A 15,316-nucleotide genomic window follows, 5' to 3' on the forward strand; every position below is an offset into this window, starting at 1 on the left:
GAGCGAAGCGATCGTTCTGGCGCGAAAGGGTGAGGGTTCGGCGGTGCGAACCGGCCCACCGGCCGGCCCTCATCCGGCCCTCCGGGCCACCTTCTCCCAATGGGAGAAGGAAGACCTTTCGTCAGCGCATCTCCACCCGTCGCGCGCCTGCCGGGATCGCCAGCTCGTCATCGGTCCATTGCGCGGCCCGCCCGTCGATGCGCACCCGCTCCGGCCGCCCCTCGCCCGCCGGCCATTGCAGCACATAGCCCCCCGGCGGCGTCGCGCCCTCGCCCAAGGTCAGCACATAGGCCGCCCCCTGTTTGCGATAGGCGTAGGTCAGCGCCCCATAGGCAGTGCGCAGATCCTTGACCCCCACGCCCTGGGCCGTATCCAGCCAAACCTGAGGCACGCCCGCCGCCAACACCAGGGCGTGGTCGCGGTCCCGCTCGTAGGCGAACAGGTCCAGAGCCGAGCGGATATAGTCGGAGCTGATCCAGGCGTGGGGCATGTCACCGATGAAGCGCGGCTCGCGCTTGTCGCGCCCCACCACCTCGGCCCAGCCGTTCCAGGCCTCGGGCCGGCGGTCGGCCATCAGGAAGTCCAGCACCGCCAGGGCGCGGTCCTTCTGGCCCAGCCGCACATAGGCGCCGACCAGCCGCCATTCGTAGGGGGTGTAGTCCTTCCACCCCGTGCGATTGGTCAGCCGGTTCTGGAAGTTTTCCCAATAGAGGTCGAAGGTTCGCGCCATCAGTTCGGGCGGGAGATTATCCTGCTCGCCCGCCGGAGACAGGGCGATGGTGGTCGAGGTGGCGTCGAAATCGCCCCGGTCCGCGGCGCCGGCGATCCAGTCGATGTCGTGGTGTGCGGCTGTGGCGACAATGGAGGCGCGGATGTCGGCGGCGAACTGATCGCGCGCCGCAGCATAGCGGGCGGCGGCCTCGGCGTCGCCCAGGGTCTGGGCGATGAAGACGGCGTCCTTGTAGCCCAGAAGGCCCCAGAAATCGTCCCAGTAGGAATAGGCTGCCTTGTCCGAATAGCCCTCGTGGCTGATCGTCGGGGGCAGCAGGCCGTACAGGTGGCGCTGGTCGGGGGGCTGGAAGGCGGCGGTGCGGGTGGAGGCGCGCAGTTCGTCCATATAGGTGATCGCCTTCTGCACCTGGGGCCAGACCTGACGCAGCAGGGCCTCGTCGCCGGTGTAGCGATAGGTCTCGGCGGCCAGGAAGACGAACTCGCCGTGGCTGTCGTTCTCGGGCACCGGATCGGCGCCCCGCGCATCGACGCAGCAAGGGACCTTGCCGTTGTCGAACACATAGGGGGCGTACCAGCGCAGATAGTCGGCGGAGTGCTCGGCCATGCCCAGCCGGTTCAGCCCCTCGGCCATCATGGCGCCGTCGCGGATCCAGGAACGGTTGTAGCTGCGGGTGCCGGGCTGCAGGATCGGCCCCTGACGCGACATCAACATATGGGCCAGCGACGACTTCAGCGCGTCCTCGATCCGCTGGGCGGCGGGCGGCAGGGTCAGGTCCACCCGGTCCAGCTTCTCACGCCACTGCGCCGCCAGCGCCTGCTCGGCCTGATCCAGGGCGGCGACGCCCTGCCCGGCCTGCGACGGATCGCCCGCCAGCGGCGACAGGAAGCCGAAGGTGCGCGTCTCACCGGGCTGAAGCGTCACCTCGTACAGCAGGGCGCCGGCCGGCAGGTCCGTGGCGTCGGAGACGGCGACCGGCTCACCCACTGGGCGTCGCGCCGTAGGCAAAATCAATGATTGAGGATCGGCCCCGGCGTCGAAGCTCGAAGCCGCCACAGCGTCCGGCGCGGTCAGGGGCTGGACCCGGACGTCGTCGTTCAGCGTCAGGCTCGCGCCGTCCCAGGCGATCCGCTCGACCGGCGCCACCCCGCCCGGAATGGCCAGGAATTGCACCGGCCCATTCACCTGGAACGGCCGCGCCGTCAGGGCCAGGGTCAGGCTGCGCGGCCGGTTGGAGGTGTTGGTCAGGTCATAACGGCCCCACAGCCGCGCCTGGTCCGGCGTTCCGACGGCGAAGCTGGTGATCTTCAGCGTCCAGTCGTCGGCGATCCAGGTTACCGAGGGAATGGGCAGATCGCCGTCCTTCAGCCCCTGTTCGATATTGACGTCGGCCCAAGTGATCAGCCGGCCGTTATCGACGACGAAGGGTTCGATGCTGGGGCCCGCGCGGCGCAGTTCAATGGCGCCGTCCTCGCCGATCAGGCCGCTTTCGCCGCCGCCGTCCACGCCGACCAGGGTCCAGTAGGGCTGTTCGCCGAAGAAGCCGCGCGGATAGAGGCCGCGCAGGTTCTCCTTGGCCACCGCCTCGACGAAGGCCGTGGCGTCCTCGCCGAAGGCCAGGGGTTCGACCTCGATCTCGTTCAGCGCATAGGTGGTCGCCTGCCCCGCGCCCAGCCGCTGGCCGGCGCCGGACGAGCCGACGACGTCCGAGGCGGGGACCGGCTTCAGCGGCTCCAGCCGCAGCCAGCGGGCGCTCGTCTCGGGCGTGCGCAGCCAGTCGACGCCGCCGTTGCCGCCCTTCACGGATGTCAGCTCACGCCAGTCGCGTCCGTCGAGAGACGCTGAAATCCTATAGTCCGCCGCCGCGCCCCGCTCGCCCCAGCGCAGGGTCAGGCCGCCGAACTCGCGTTCGTATCCCAGATCCAGGGTCAGGGCCGACGGCTCGCCCACAGGCGGGGTCCAGGCGGTCTTCGGGTCCAGGTCGACGGCGTTGGCGGCCGTCGTCTGCGCCCGCCCATCGGCGGCGATCGGCTGGGGCGGCGCGAGGGGCTCGACCGGCAGGGCGCGCAGGCTCAGTTGATCGATCTCGACCGCGCCCTTGCCGCCCTCGGCCGCCACCACGACGAACTCGACCCGTTCGGCGCGGCGCAGCACCGTCTCGGGGCTGGGCCCCCAGGCCTTGGACACCTGGCGGCGTTTGATCACGAACTTCGTCCAGCCGTCGGGGAAGTCGTAGCGCGCCGTCTGTCTCCACCAGACGTTCTCGGCCGAGGCGTCGGTCAGCTTGACCTCGAACGTGTTGACCGGCCCGGCGCCGCGCACCCAGAAGCTGATCTCGTAGTTGTCAGGCAGGTCGAACGGCAGCGGCCGGCTGAGCACCGCATAGCCCGCCTTGCCGTCGAAATCATAATCGAGCCGCACGGCCCGACCGTCATGCCCCGCGACGGCGGAGACGGCGGCGTGGACGTCGGTCGAGACGCTGGCCTGCCACCGCGAGGCGTCGTCCATGCTGTCGAGAACGCGCGTGTCCTGGGCGACGGCGGGGACGGCCATGAGGGCGGCGCTGAGTGCGAGGATGGAGGTCAGGATACGCATTGGATGACTCCAGCTTTCCCTCTCCGCGTCATCCTCGGGCTTGTCCCGAGGATCCAGACTCCCGGTATTGGACGGGGTGCATAGGGCGGCCGCACCGGGAGTCTGGATCCTCGCCACAAGGGCGAGGATGACGGCGTAGAGAGACGAGAAATTTACCCCTTCACGCTGCCCGCGAGCATGCCGCGGATGTAGTAGCGTTGCAGGGCGAGGAAGAGGATCAGCACAGGCGCGACCGTGACGACCGCGCCCGCCATCATCAGTTCGACATCCTGGACATGTTCGCGAGAGAGCGCCGCCAGGGCGACAGGCAGGGTGTAGTTCGACTGGTCCGTCAGGATGATCAACGGCCACAGGAAGTCGTTCCAGCTGCCCAGAAAGACGAACAGGCCCAGGGTAACGATGATCGGCTGCAGCGTCGGCAGGACGATGCGGCGGAAGATCTGGCCTTCGCTGGCCCCGTCGATGCGGGCCGCCTCCAGCATTTCGTCGGGAATGCTCAGCGCATACTGGCGCACCAGGAACAGGCCGAAGATCGAGGCCAGCCAGGGCACCAGGGCGCCGGCGTAGGTGTTCACCAGCCCCATCCCCTTCAGCATCAGAAACAGCGGCAGGGTGCCGATCTGGGCCGGCACCACCAGGGCGGCGACCAGGAACTGGAACAGGCGTTCGCGCCCCGTGAACTTCAGCTTGGCGAAGGCGTAGCCGGCCGGGACGGTGAAGCTGAGCGCCAGAAGCGTCGCCAGGGTCGCCAGGGCGAAACTGTTCCACAGATAGCGGCCCATGCCCTGGTTCAGGAACAGGTCCTGATAGTGCTCCAGCGTCCAGCGCGACGGGACCAGGGGCGGCGGGAAGGTCGCGGCCTCACCGGTCGGCATGAAGCTGACCGACGCCATCCAGACCAGCGGGAAAAGGACGATGAGGGCAATCGCGGCGACGGCGAGGTTGAGGAGGAGGCTCCTGATCTTCATCGCACCGCCTCCATTCCCGTCATCCTCGGGCTTGTCCCGAGGATCCAGACTCCCGGTGTTTGAAGGGGGAGCATACTGCGGACACACCGGGAGTCTGGATCCTCGCCACAGGGGCGAGGATGACGAACTCTCAGAGCGCGAGACTGACGGCAGGACAACCCCATCACTGGTACGCCCCCACCCGCTTGGCCACGGCCAGCTGCACCAGGGTGATGGCCAGGATGCACAGGAACAGGACGAAGGCGACCGCGCTGGCGGAGCCCAGGTTCCACCATTTGAAGCCTTCCTCGTACATGAAATACAGCACCGTCACCGTGCTCTGGGCCGGGCCGCCTTGGGTCATGACATAGGGTTCGGCGAACAGCTGGAAGAAGCTGGCGACCGAGATGATCGAGACCAGCAGCATGGTCGGGGCGATGGCCGGCAGGGTGACGTGGCGGAACTGTTTCCACGGCCCGGCGCCGTCGATGCGGGCGGCCTCGTACAGGTCGTCCGGCACGGTCTGAAGCACGGCCAGGAAGATCAGCATATTGTAGCCGAAGATCTTCCAGACCACGAACATCAGGATGGCGGGAATGGAGGTCGAGGGCTGGCCCAGCCAGTCGACGGCGGGCAGGCCGATGCTCTCCAGCCCCCAGTTGATGACGCCGTAGCGGGTGTGCAGCAGATAGCGCCAGACCACCGCCGTCGCGACCAGGGTGGTGACATAGGGGGCGAAGAACATGACCCGCCAGATCGGCCGCCACTTCACCACCCGCGCGTTCAGGACCACCGCCGCCGCCAGGGAGGCCGCGATGGACAGGGGCACGCCCAGGACCGCGAAGGTCAGGGTGTTCTTCATCGCCCCCCAGAACAGCGGATTGGTCATCAGCCGCTCGTAGTTCTGCAGACCGACGAAGCGCAGATTGTCGAGGTCCGCCAGGGCGTAGATGTCGAAGTCGGTCAGGCTGAGCAGCAGGGCTGCGATCACCGGAAGGGCGAAGAACAGGCCGATGGCGATCATGGCCGGGGCGACGAAGCCCCAGGCGGCGCGTTCGCGGGCTGCGAGGCCACGCGACGGTCTCGGCTGGACCAATGTCGGATCGGCGACGGTCATACGGCCCTGCCCTGCTCCATCATCCAGCGGCGCTTCTCCAGCAGTCGATCAGCACGGCGATCGATCTCGGCCGCCGCAGTCTCGGGCGTATATTCGCCGCGCACCATCCGTTCGGCGACGATCTGCATCTCTGTCACGATCCGCTCCCATTCGGGAACCTTGGGCACGGCCTTGGCGCGTTCCAACTGGCCCCGGAAGGGCGCCAGCATAGGGTCGCGCTCGACCTGGGCGATGTCCCAGGCGCTCTTCCGCGCCGGAAGATCGCCGACGATGGTGTTGAACCGAGCCTGCACCGCCGGCTCGGACAGATAGCGGACCAGGGCCCAGGCCGCCTCCTGATGCGGCGAGGATTGGAAGACCGCCAGGCTGGAGCCGCCCGGCGCCGAGGCGCCCAGGCCGTTCGGCCCCGGCACGCCCGCCGTGGCCCAGCTGGACTGAAACGACGTCGGCAGACGGCTGCGGAAATCGCCCACGCTCCACGGGCCGGAGAAGTAGAAGCTGAAATAGCCGCGCGCGAACTCGGTCCAGACGTTGGAGATCTGCGCCGCCGACGCCAGGGGCGCCAGGCCCTCGGCGAACAGGCTGCGATAGAAGGCCAGGGCCGCGATGAAGCCAGGGTTGGAGAAGTTGCCGCGCGTATTCCTGTCCCGCAGCAAGGGCTCCTCGGTCTGAAGGCCGAAGGTCAGAAGCTGCTCGAACTCGTTCAACGGAAGCAGGATGGCGTAGTTGTCGCCGCCCGCCACGCGCTTGATCCCGTGCATGGCCCGCTTCCACTCGGCCCAGGTCCGAGGCGGCGCGCCGAAGCCCGCGCGGGCCAGAAGGTCGGTGCGATAAAACAGCAGACGCGTATCGACGTACCAGGGCGTGGTCATGGCCCGGCCGGCCACCTCATTGGTCTCCAGCACCGCGTTGAACTGATCGGTCAGCAGGTCAGCGGCGGCCGGCGGGGTCGGCGACAGGGCGCCGATGGCGGTCAGTTCCGACACCCAGGTATTGCCGATCTGGCTGACGTCCGGCAGGGAGCCGCCAGCATAGGCTGTCAGCAGCTTCTCATGCGCCGCCGTCCAAGGCAGGGGCTGGACCGCGACGCGGACGCCGGGATTGCGCCGCTCGAACTCGGGCATCAGCTGGCCCACCGTCCCGCCCTCATTGCCCATGGCCCAGAAGCGCAGCACGGTCTCGCCGTCACGACGCGGCGTGCAGGCCGCCGCCGCCCCGCCCGCCAGCAGCGCCAGGGCCCCGCGTCTGTGCGGGCCAGAGGTCATGCGTTCAGCCAGCCGCCGGTGAAGCCCGCTGTCTCCAGAGCCTTACGGATGTGCGGCTCGCCGCGCATGTAGCGCCAGATGAAGTCGGAACGATGGTTCTCGGTCATGCCGACGATGGGCCCCTGGTCGATGCCCAGATAGTCGTCGGCGACCCAGCCCACGCCGTCAATGATCTTGCCGTGCTGCAAGGGCCCGTCGCGCTGGGTCAGGGTCGGGTTGAAGCTGTCGAGGAAGCCCCATTCGGTATAGATGCCCGCGCCGAACCGGCTCTTCATCGCCTTGATGCAGGGCACGACGATCTCGGGCGCGAAGGCGATGGAGCTGGCCGCCGCCGTGGGAGCGATGGTGCCGTCGTCGCGGTCGCCGGGGCCGCGCGCTGAATAGCTGAAGAACTCGCGCTCGACGCCGTTGATCGTCTGTTTGAAATCGCCCGGCCCGTCGCAGGCCGTCAGGCCCCAGGTCTCGGACGAATAGCCGACCCACTGGCCCGGGTTGTCGTGGCCGTATTTCTGCTGGGCGTAGACGGCGCGGCGGCTGTTTTCGAAATAGTCGAGATGTTCGCCCAGCTGAGCCGTCTGACCGCGCATCCAAGCGTCCTGAATTCCGCGGAAGTCGACGTACATATGGCTGTACTGGTGGCCGAAGATCGGCGCGAAATTCAGGTGCCAACTGCCCCAGCGGTCGGTCCAGCTCTCGTCATAGCTGGCGGCCCATTCGTGCCAGACATTGACCGAGACCGGATGGGTCGGGCTGCCGATGGCCAGCAGCAGCACCAGCATGCCCTCGTTATAGACGTGCCAGTCCGACGGGATGAAGCCGGTCTCGGGGTGCCAGCCCATGGTGATCCGATTGTCGCGCACGACGGCCCAGTCCCATTCGATCCGTTCATACAGGGCCTGGACCCGGCTGCGGATCTCGACCTCGTCCGGGTGGTCGCCGTCGAAATAGCGGGCGGCGAACAACATGCCGGCCATCAGCAGGGCCGTGTCCACGGTCGACAGCTCGTTGGTCCGGTAGCGGTGGCCGGTCTCCATGTCGAGGAAATGATAGAAGAAGCCCTTGTGCCCCGCCGTGCCGGTCGGCTCCGGCCCCTGGGGCAGGCTGTGGAAATAGCGGACGGTGGTCAGGGTCCGCTCGCGCGCCTCGGCCCGGCTCATCCAGCGGCGTTCGACGCCGATGGGCCAGCAGGTCAGGGCGAAACCGACCGCCGCAATAGAGCAGAAGGATTTGCTGGGCCAGCGATCGGGCGTCAGGCCGGTGGCCCGGTCCGTGACCTTTTCGAACCAGCGGAAGGTGCGTTCCTGAAGCTCATCGACCTCGCGGTCCAGCCGCAGAGGCCGGCGCTGCGTGCCGTTTACCGCCCCAGTGACCGCCTGCTGCGCCGCCGCCTCGCCCACAACGAGGCCCCCGACCGCCAGGGCCGCAGCCCCTGCCGTGGTTCGCATCAGGAAGTCTCGGCGGTTCATAGGCACGCTCACTGAATATCTGAAAAAAGAAGGCCGCCTTCCACGCAAGCGGAAGGCGGCCCAGGCTCAGGGTGGTTAGAAGGAGTAGCGCAGACCGACCTGGAAGCTGCGGGTCGGCGTGAAGACTCCGGTGCCAGCGCCGAAGCGCGGGCTGGTGTAGCTGCCTTCGAACGAGCTGTAGTTGGTGAAGTTGAACAGGTTGATGGCGTCAGCAATGAACTCCACTCGCTGTCCGCCAAACACTTCGAAGGCCTTCGTCAAGCGCAGATCCACTTGCCGATAGGCGAAGTTCAGGCCCGGCAGGAAGGCGCGCTTTTCGGGGTTCCCGGCATTCCAGCAGATGTTGGGACCACCCGCCGGCGCGTCAGGGCAGTTGAAAACATTATACGGCAGGCCTGAACCCAAGGTCACGATGCCGGACAGCAGGAAATCGGCCGGCAGACCCAGGGTGCCCGAGGCGACGATGCGGTGCCGCTCGTCCGTCGCCGATCGATATTCCGGCGATTGGCTGGGGACATTGTAGTCGAAGTCGAAGGCCGCATATCCGTTGTCACGGCTGCCGTTCTGGGTCGCGTCCATATAGGTGTAGGCCAGATTGAAGCCCCAGCCGTCCTGAGCGTTGTACGGCTTATCAGCGGTCAAATAGATCGCTTTATAGTCGCGTTCCTTGTCCGTGTTCTGGAAGAAGATGGTGTTCCGGAACTGCGGGAAGCCGACCGAGGTGGGCGACGGTCCGTTGAAGCGACCACCCGTCTCGGTCAGGGCGTTGGCGATGTACCAAGCAGATTCACCCTCCGTATGACCGGCCGCGAATGTAAGGGCCGTCTGCCATTGGCCGAACTTCTGGCGCACGCCGATATTGAACTGATCGGTGCGCGGCGGTTCGAAGTTGTTCTTGACAAGGAAGACCTCTCCGGCGCCCGGCGACGCGGCCAGCAGCGGATCAAGGCCGGCCGGCGTCAGATAGGCTGGGTTCCAGGCTACCGTCTGCTGCCCCCCGACGAGGCCGCCGGTGTTGGAGAAGTAGATAGTCTTGTTGAACTGGAACGGCTTGAACCGTTCATCGAAGGCGAAGTTGAAGCCGATCCGGTCGTAATAGCGCCCTGCACCGCCGAACAGCACAGTGCGTTCGTCGCCGAAAACGTCATAGGAGAAGCCGAAGCGAGGCTGGAAGGCGTCCTTGAAAGCAGGACGATCACCGTCGGAAATATAGTCAGCCGGATTGAAGTAGGACGGGAAATCGTAGCTCGGCAGGTTCTGAATCGCCGCCAGCATGTTCCGAATGGAGTCCGGCGTCCGGTAGTCGTTGTTGACCGCGTTGTCCTCGTAGTCCCAGCGGATGCCTAGGTTCAGTTCCAGCTTGTCGGTGATCTGCCAGTCGTCCTGAATGTACAGTCCGATGACATTGTTGTCAGCGTCAGCGGGAGGAACGGCCACGCCGAGGTCAACAGAGACCGGAATGGTTCGGCTTCCGTTGATTTCAGGACGCGCCTCGATGTCGTAGGTGAAGGTCGGGTTGCGGCCGAAGTCCTTCTGCACGAAGTAATTCTGCATCGAATACTTCGCACCCATCTTGATGGTGTGGGTACCCATCCAGGACAGGTCGGGGATAGTCAGGTCGTTCCGGATCGTCGTGCTCTTCTGCTCCAGGAACTGAGAGTCCGCGCGACCGCCAGCCGTGAAGACCGTCGCCTCGCGGTTGTTGATGTTGTACTGGAAGCCGGGCGTCGTCGGACTGTCGTCCCGGAAGATGACATACCGGCGGCCGTAGTCGCCGCCGTTGATCACCGACTGCTCATAGCTGGACTGCAGGTAATCGATCGCGAACTCATTCAGGAAGCGATCGCCCTGGTATTGGTGACGCAGGTTGAACGCCTTGTTCTCACCGCTGTTGCGCGCCGCGCGGCTGGGGGCGTTCTGGCCGCTGGCCCCACGGATATCCTCTTCGGTCTTGTACTCGGCGCTGAGTTCCAGACGCTGCCGGTCGTTGATCTGCCACGACAGCTTGCCGAAGAAGATGTCCTGTTCATACGGCGTCGAGGTTGTGCCCAGATCGGCGGCGAAGAAGTCATTGTATTCCGTGCGGTTCAGGAAGGACTGCGAAATCCGGTCCTCATCCTTGCGCTCGTAGGCGCCGAAGAAGTGCAGACGATCCTGGATGATCGGGCCACCCAGGCTGGCGCCGTATTGCAGTCGCTTCAGCGGCGCCTTCTCGGCTCCACGACGTTCCGAAATCTCATCCTGAGCGATCCAGTCGGGATCCTGATAGAAGACGAAGGCGTCACCGTGGAACTCGTTCGTGCCAGAGCGGGTCACGGCCGTAATGATGGCCGAACCGGCCTGTTCATACTCAGCCTTGAAGTTTTGGCTGATGACGCGGAACTCCTGAACCGCGCCCTGCGGGAAAGGGGTGCCGCGGCTGTCGTCCTGACCAGCCACGCCGCCGTCGTTGATCAGGGATTTTCGGTTCTGACCGTCGATGAAGACGTTGATGGCCTGAGCCGTCTGACCACCGGCCGAAATGGTCCGCTCCGTATCGTCTTCGCGAACACGCAAGCCGGGGGCCAGGGCGGCGAAGTTCAGGAAGTTGCGGCTGATCTGCGGCAGGTTGTTGATCTGCTGCTGGGTCACATTGGTGGCGACTTCGGGCGTGCGGACTTCAAACACCCGACGGCCGGTCACGACGATGTCGCCCAGCTCGGTCGCGCCGCTGGTCGCGGGCGCGGTCGAAGCGGCGGCGACGTCCAGATTGAGCGTGCCGACCTGGCCCAGGGCCAGGGTGACGGTTTCTTCAGCCGTCTGGCCGTCCGCGCTGGTCACTTGAACGCGATAAGTGCCGGGACGGAGACCGGAAAAGACGTAGCGGCCGTCGGCGCCGACGCGGGCGCGCGCCACATAGCCGGTCGCCACTTCCGTGGCTGTGACTTGCGCGCCGGCTTCAGCGGTCGCGCCGTCGTAAACGGCGCCGCGGAGCGTAGTCGTTGCGTTTTGCGCGGTCGCCGCCCCAGCGAAACCGGCCGCGATGGCCAGAGCCGACGCGGCCGCCAAGGCGGTGCTGCGTGTATTGAACTTTCTCATCCTGTTTTCCCCTCCTGATGGGCCCGTTTCACAACGGCTGTGCGGTTGGATTGACGGTGGTCGACCCGGCGGTTTCAGCCGCCGCGGTGGATTGTCGTTCGACCAGGAGCGGCCGAACGATTTCGCAGGCGGAATCCGGCGCCCCGTTCGGGCCGGCCTGGACCAGGCCGATCAGGCGCTCCACGCCCCTTCGGCCCATTTCCGCAATATTCACTCTCAACGTAGTCAGGGTCGGCCGGACCAGGGCCGCCAGCGGCACGTCGTCGAATCCGATCACGGCCACGTCCTCAGGGCAGCGCACGCCCGCCTCCTGGAAGGCCAGCATGGCGCCCAGGGCCATCATGTCGTTGGCCGCGAACACCGCGTCGGGGCGCTGGTCCAGAGCCAGCAACCGGGTGGCGGCGCGATGCCCGGCCGCCTGGGTGAAATCGCCCTCGACGATGATCGGTTCCTGGTCGACCAGGGCGCTGGCGTAGCCTTCGGCGCGGATGTCCGCCTCCAGGTTTCCGGCCGCGCCCCGAATGTGGGCGATGCGGCGCCGGCCCGTCGCGCGCAGATGCTCGACCGCCGTGACGGCCGCCCCGTGATTGTCGATCGCGATGGAGGGGCGGCCCGCCTCGTCCAGGCCGCCGTTCATCAACACCACCGGCATGCGGCCCGCCACGTCGGCGGCCAGGTTGGCGGCGCGCAGATGGGGCGACAGGACGATCATTCCATCGACCCGACCGCGCATCGATCGCAGGGCGGCCAGGGTTTCCTCGGTATCGCCGTGGGAGCTGGATACGATCAGATGTTTGCCGTGCGCGCGGGCGGCTAAATCCATGCCGCGGATCAGCTCGGAGAAGAACTCGCCGTACAGGTCCGGCAGGATGACGCCGATCGTGTCGGTCCGACTGGTAGACAGGCTGCGGGCGCCGACGTGAGGCACATACCGGAGATATTCGACCGCATCGAGCACCCGACGCCGGGTCGATTCCGTGATGGCGTCAGAGCCGTTAAGCACGCGCGACACTGAGGCGACGGACACCTGCGCCCGCTCCGCCACGTCACGGATCGTGGCGGCCTTGGCGGCCGGCGCATGTCCGTTAACGGCTGACGGGGTGGAGACGTCCACGGTTTCCTCTCTGAGCGTTCATCGTGCCGGCCCACTTATCGAAGGTCCGTCGATAACAAATGTAATCGGTTACATGACACAGGAGGCTCAGTCACCGCAAGCGGCGAGATGTCGCCCCTTCTCGATTTCTCCTCCCCCGACGGGTGTTCCCGTCCAGGCTTCGGCCGCCACCGCCCCTGGGTGCGATCCCTGGGGTCGGGCGGCATGATCCACCGCGAATTCAGCGGTTGATAACGACTACATCTAGTAGCGCGGGTCATCGCGACACCGTAATCTGGCGCCAGCTCTAAGGGGAGATGCGGTTTATGCGCTTTCAATCCGGCTTCGTCGCTCGCGCCGTGCGGGTCGCGATGGAGACCCGCGCCATAGAGCGCCCCTTCCTGGTCCAGGAGGTTCTGGCGCCCGCCGGCTGGTCCGACGCCCGGATCGAAGCCTGGCTGGACTGGGGCGATTCGCTCTCGCCCCCGCCGTCCGTCGCAGGCGGCTGGCTGAACGGCGCGCCGGACGCCTGGGCTGGGCGTTTGGCGGCCAAGGGATTGGCCGAGGGCGTCTTTGCCGACACCAAGGCGGCGGGCGCCTTTGCGGCGGAGCTGGCGGCTACGATGCAGCTCGGCCTGGCGACCCCGGTGGGACACGCGGCAACGGCCGGCGTCGTCGACCTCGCCGATCCATCCGCCGCCGCCCGGCTTTCCGCCCACAGGGCCGATCGGACGACCCAGCGGCTGGCGCGACAATCAGCGGAGGCCCTGACCGACGCCCTCTGCGCCGTCGCCGACGCGGTCGATCGTTGCGAGGGGGCCCGGGGGGATTGCGCCGACCCGATGCGAAATCCCGCGCTGGGCCGGGCCGCCGCCGCCGCCCGCGGCCGCGGGGCGACCGACGCCGACATCCTGCGCGCCGTCGATGGTGAGCGTCCCAGCCTGACGCTTCGCCCCTTGGCGGACGGTGCCCAGCTGGTGGTCCTGGCCGACCGGACCCAGACCGCCGCCGGCTCCCCTGAAGTTCTGGCCGCTGCAGAGGCCGCCCTGGACGGCGGCCTGGTCGTCGTCTTCGACCCGCGGGACGCTGAGGTTCTGGCCGAACCCGCCGCCAATCGGGTTCTGATCGACCTGGCTGCGGTCGCGACCCTGAGCGATGGGACGTTCGATCTTCTGCCCGATCTGGTTCGTCTGTGGGTGACGGCCCTGGACCTCCAATCGGACGACGCCGTGCTCGCGCTGGGACTGGAGGGGCTTTTGGACGCCCTGGCGCCGCTCGACGGCGATCCCGCCGCCCGCGCCGAGGCCTTGGGCGCCCTGACGGCGTCGGTCGCAGTCCAAACCTCGGTCGAGCTGGCGCGGCTGCGCAGTCCCTGTGGCGAGTGGGAGGGTTTGAAGGCCCAGATCATCGACGTCGAAAAGGCGCGCCGCGACCGGCTGTCGGCCAATCCCTCTCCCCTCGCCGCCCAGGCGATCGAGATTCTGGATCGGACGTCCGGTCCCCGCCGCCACGTCGCCGTGGATCTGTTCGTTGACGACGCCGAGGCCCGCCTGCGTCTCGGCCGGGGCGCGCCCGCCGTCGTCGATCTATTCGAGACCGCAGACGGTGGAATCGGTCGCCGCCTGGCCCCGGCCCTGGCCGCCGCCCTGGTCCGCAGCGGAGGGGACGTCCAGGCGGCCGAGCGTCGCCTGTTCGGCCGACGCACCCTGGTCGAGGCGCCTGGCGTGGATCATTCCGCGCTTCGCGCCTTCGGCTTCACCGATGTGGAACTGGCCGCCGTGGAACAGGCTCTGGGTGCTGCGGAAAGCTTCGACGCCGTCTTCACCGCACCCGTCCTCGACCCCGGCTTCATCCGCGACGTTCTGGGACTGGAAGACGGCGACGGCCCCTTGTTGAACCTGCTGGGGGTGCCCGAAGAGGCTGAGGCCGCCGCGGCTCAATGGGTGTTCGGCCACGGGCATCTGCGGGATTGGGAGGGCGCGCCGACCGACCTCGCAGCCCTTCTCGCCGATCCCGCCGGCTTCGAGGGTCGCCTGCGTCTGGCGGTCGAACCCTTCAGCGACGCCCCGGACATCGCCCTTGAAGCCCTCGACTGGCGCGCCACCGCCGCCCAGGCCGTGCGCACGCTCAGCCAGGCGGCGGATCACGGACGGCGCGCCATCCGCCTGAACCGCGCCGCGCCTCCCCCCGGCCCTCTGCTGACCCTGCCCAAGACCGACCCTGCGCCGCGCTTCGAAGCCGCACCCCAGACCGCCGCCGCACCCGCCCCCAAGGAGCGGATCATCGAACGGGTGGTGGAACGCGAACGCGCCCGCCGCAAACTGCCCGACCGTCGCAAGGGCTATATCCAGAAGGCGGCCGTAGGCGGCCACAAGGTCTATATCCACACCGGAGAATATGAAGACGGCGAACTGGGCGAGATCTTCATCGACATGCACAAGGAAGGCGCCGCCTTCCGCAGCCTGATGAACAACTTCGCCATCGCCATCTCTATCGGCCTGCAATACGGCGTGCCGCTGGACGAGTTCGTGGACGCCTTCGTCTTCACCCGCTTCGAGCCGGCGGGACGGGTCACCGGCAATGATTCCATCCGTTCGGCGACCTCGATCCTCGACTACATCTTCCGCGAACTGGGCGTCTCCTATCTGAGCCGCCAGGAACTGGCCAACGCCCAGGCGGATCACACCCAGGCCGAGGGCCAAAACTGGGGCGAACTGGGCGATGGAAAGCCCAAGGACGGCGAGGCCGTCCCCGCCGCACGCTTTATATCCAAGGGGTTCGCGCGCGGCTCGGCGCCGGACAATCTGGTCGTCGTGCCCTTCGGCCGCAAGCTGGAGACAGAGCCCCGGCCGGGCGGCGAGGCGGAGGCGGCGGCCTGTCCCTCCTGCGGGGACTTCAGCCTGCAACAACGCGGCGCCGGCTGGACCTGCGACACCTGCGGCGCGGCGCCGGCCTTGCAAGGCGGGGATCAGGGCTAAGTTAACGGGTCGCCCCTAGGCTTGGATCAATGCGACGCCTTCGCCGG

8 protein-coding genes are annotated in these 15,316 nt (G+C 67.2%); 1 reads left to right on the forward strand and 7 read right to left on the reverse strand.

Annotated features, from left to right (window positions below; translation table 11 throughout):
- Window positions 1–121: 121 nt before the first annotated feature.
- The 7 genes from BSP_RS16540 to BSP_RS13095 form a co-directional block, all read right to left on the reverse strand.
- Window positions 122–3,325 (reverse strand): discoidin domain-containing protein, encoded by a 3,204-nt coding sequence (locus BSP_RS16540; RefSeq protein ID WP_152950604.1) that lies wholly within the window; start codon window positions 3,323–3,325, stop codon window positions 122–124.
- Window positions 3,326–3,477: 152 nt separating this feature from the next.
- Window positions 3,478–4,293, reverse strand: a complete 816-nt coding sequence (locus tag BSP_RS13070) for a carbohydrate ABC transporter permease (protein ID WP_054766119.1) — start codon at window positions 4,291–4,293, stop codon at window positions 3,478–3,480.
- A gap of 163 nt (window positions 4,294–4,456) precedes the next feature.
- A complete protein-coding gene (locus BSP_RS13075; protein ID WP_054766120.1) occupies window positions 4,457–5,389 on the reverse strand; it encodes a carbohydrate ABC transporter permease in 933 nt (310 codons plus the stop codon).
- Window positions 5,386–6,654 (reverse strand): sugar ABC transporter substrate-binding protein, encoded by a 1,269-nt coding sequence (locus BSP_RS13080; RefSeq protein WP_054766121.1) that lies wholly within the window; start codon window positions 6,652–6,654, stop codon window positions 5,386–5,388. Before BSP_RS13080 ends, BSP_RS13075 begins: the two co-directional genes overlap by 4 nt.
- A complete protein-coding gene (locus tag BSP_RS13085; protein WP_054766122.1) occupies window positions 6,651–8,120 on the reverse strand; it encodes a glucoamylase family protein in 1,470 nt (489 codons plus the stop codon). Before BSP_RS13085 ends, BSP_RS13080 begins: the two co-directional genes overlap by 4 nt.
- Before the next feature lie 75 nt (window positions 8,121–8,195).
- Entirely contained in the window at window positions 8,196–11,198 is a 3,003-nt protein-coding gene (locus tag BSP_RS13090; protein ID WP_152950605.1) for a TonB-dependent receptor domain-containing protein, read from the reverse strand.
- Window positions 11,199–11,226: 28 nt separating this feature from the next.
- The gene (locus BSP_RS13095) at window positions 11,227–12,312 is read right to left on the reverse strand and encodes a LacI family DNA-binding transcriptional regulator (protein ID WP_197273308.1); all 1,086 of its coding nucleotides are present in this window, start codon (window positions 12,310–12,312) and stop codon (window positions 11,227–11,229) included.
- Between the two features lie 305 nt (window positions 12,313–12,617).
- Between BSP_RS13095 and BSP_RS13100 the strand changes: the two genes are divergently transcribed.
- Entirely contained in the window at window positions 12,618–15,269 is a 2,652-nt protein-coding gene (locus BSP_RS13100; protein ID WP_152950606.1) for a TSCPD domain-containing protein, read from the forward strand.
- Window positions 15,270–15,316 lie beyond the last annotated feature (47 nt).

The sequence above is a fragment of the Brevundimonas sp. Bb-A genome (assembly GCF_009394735.1).
Taxonomy (GTDB): Bacteria; Pseudomonadota; Alphaproteobacteria; order Caulobacterales; family Caulobacteraceae; genus Brevundimonas; species Brevundimonas aurantiaca.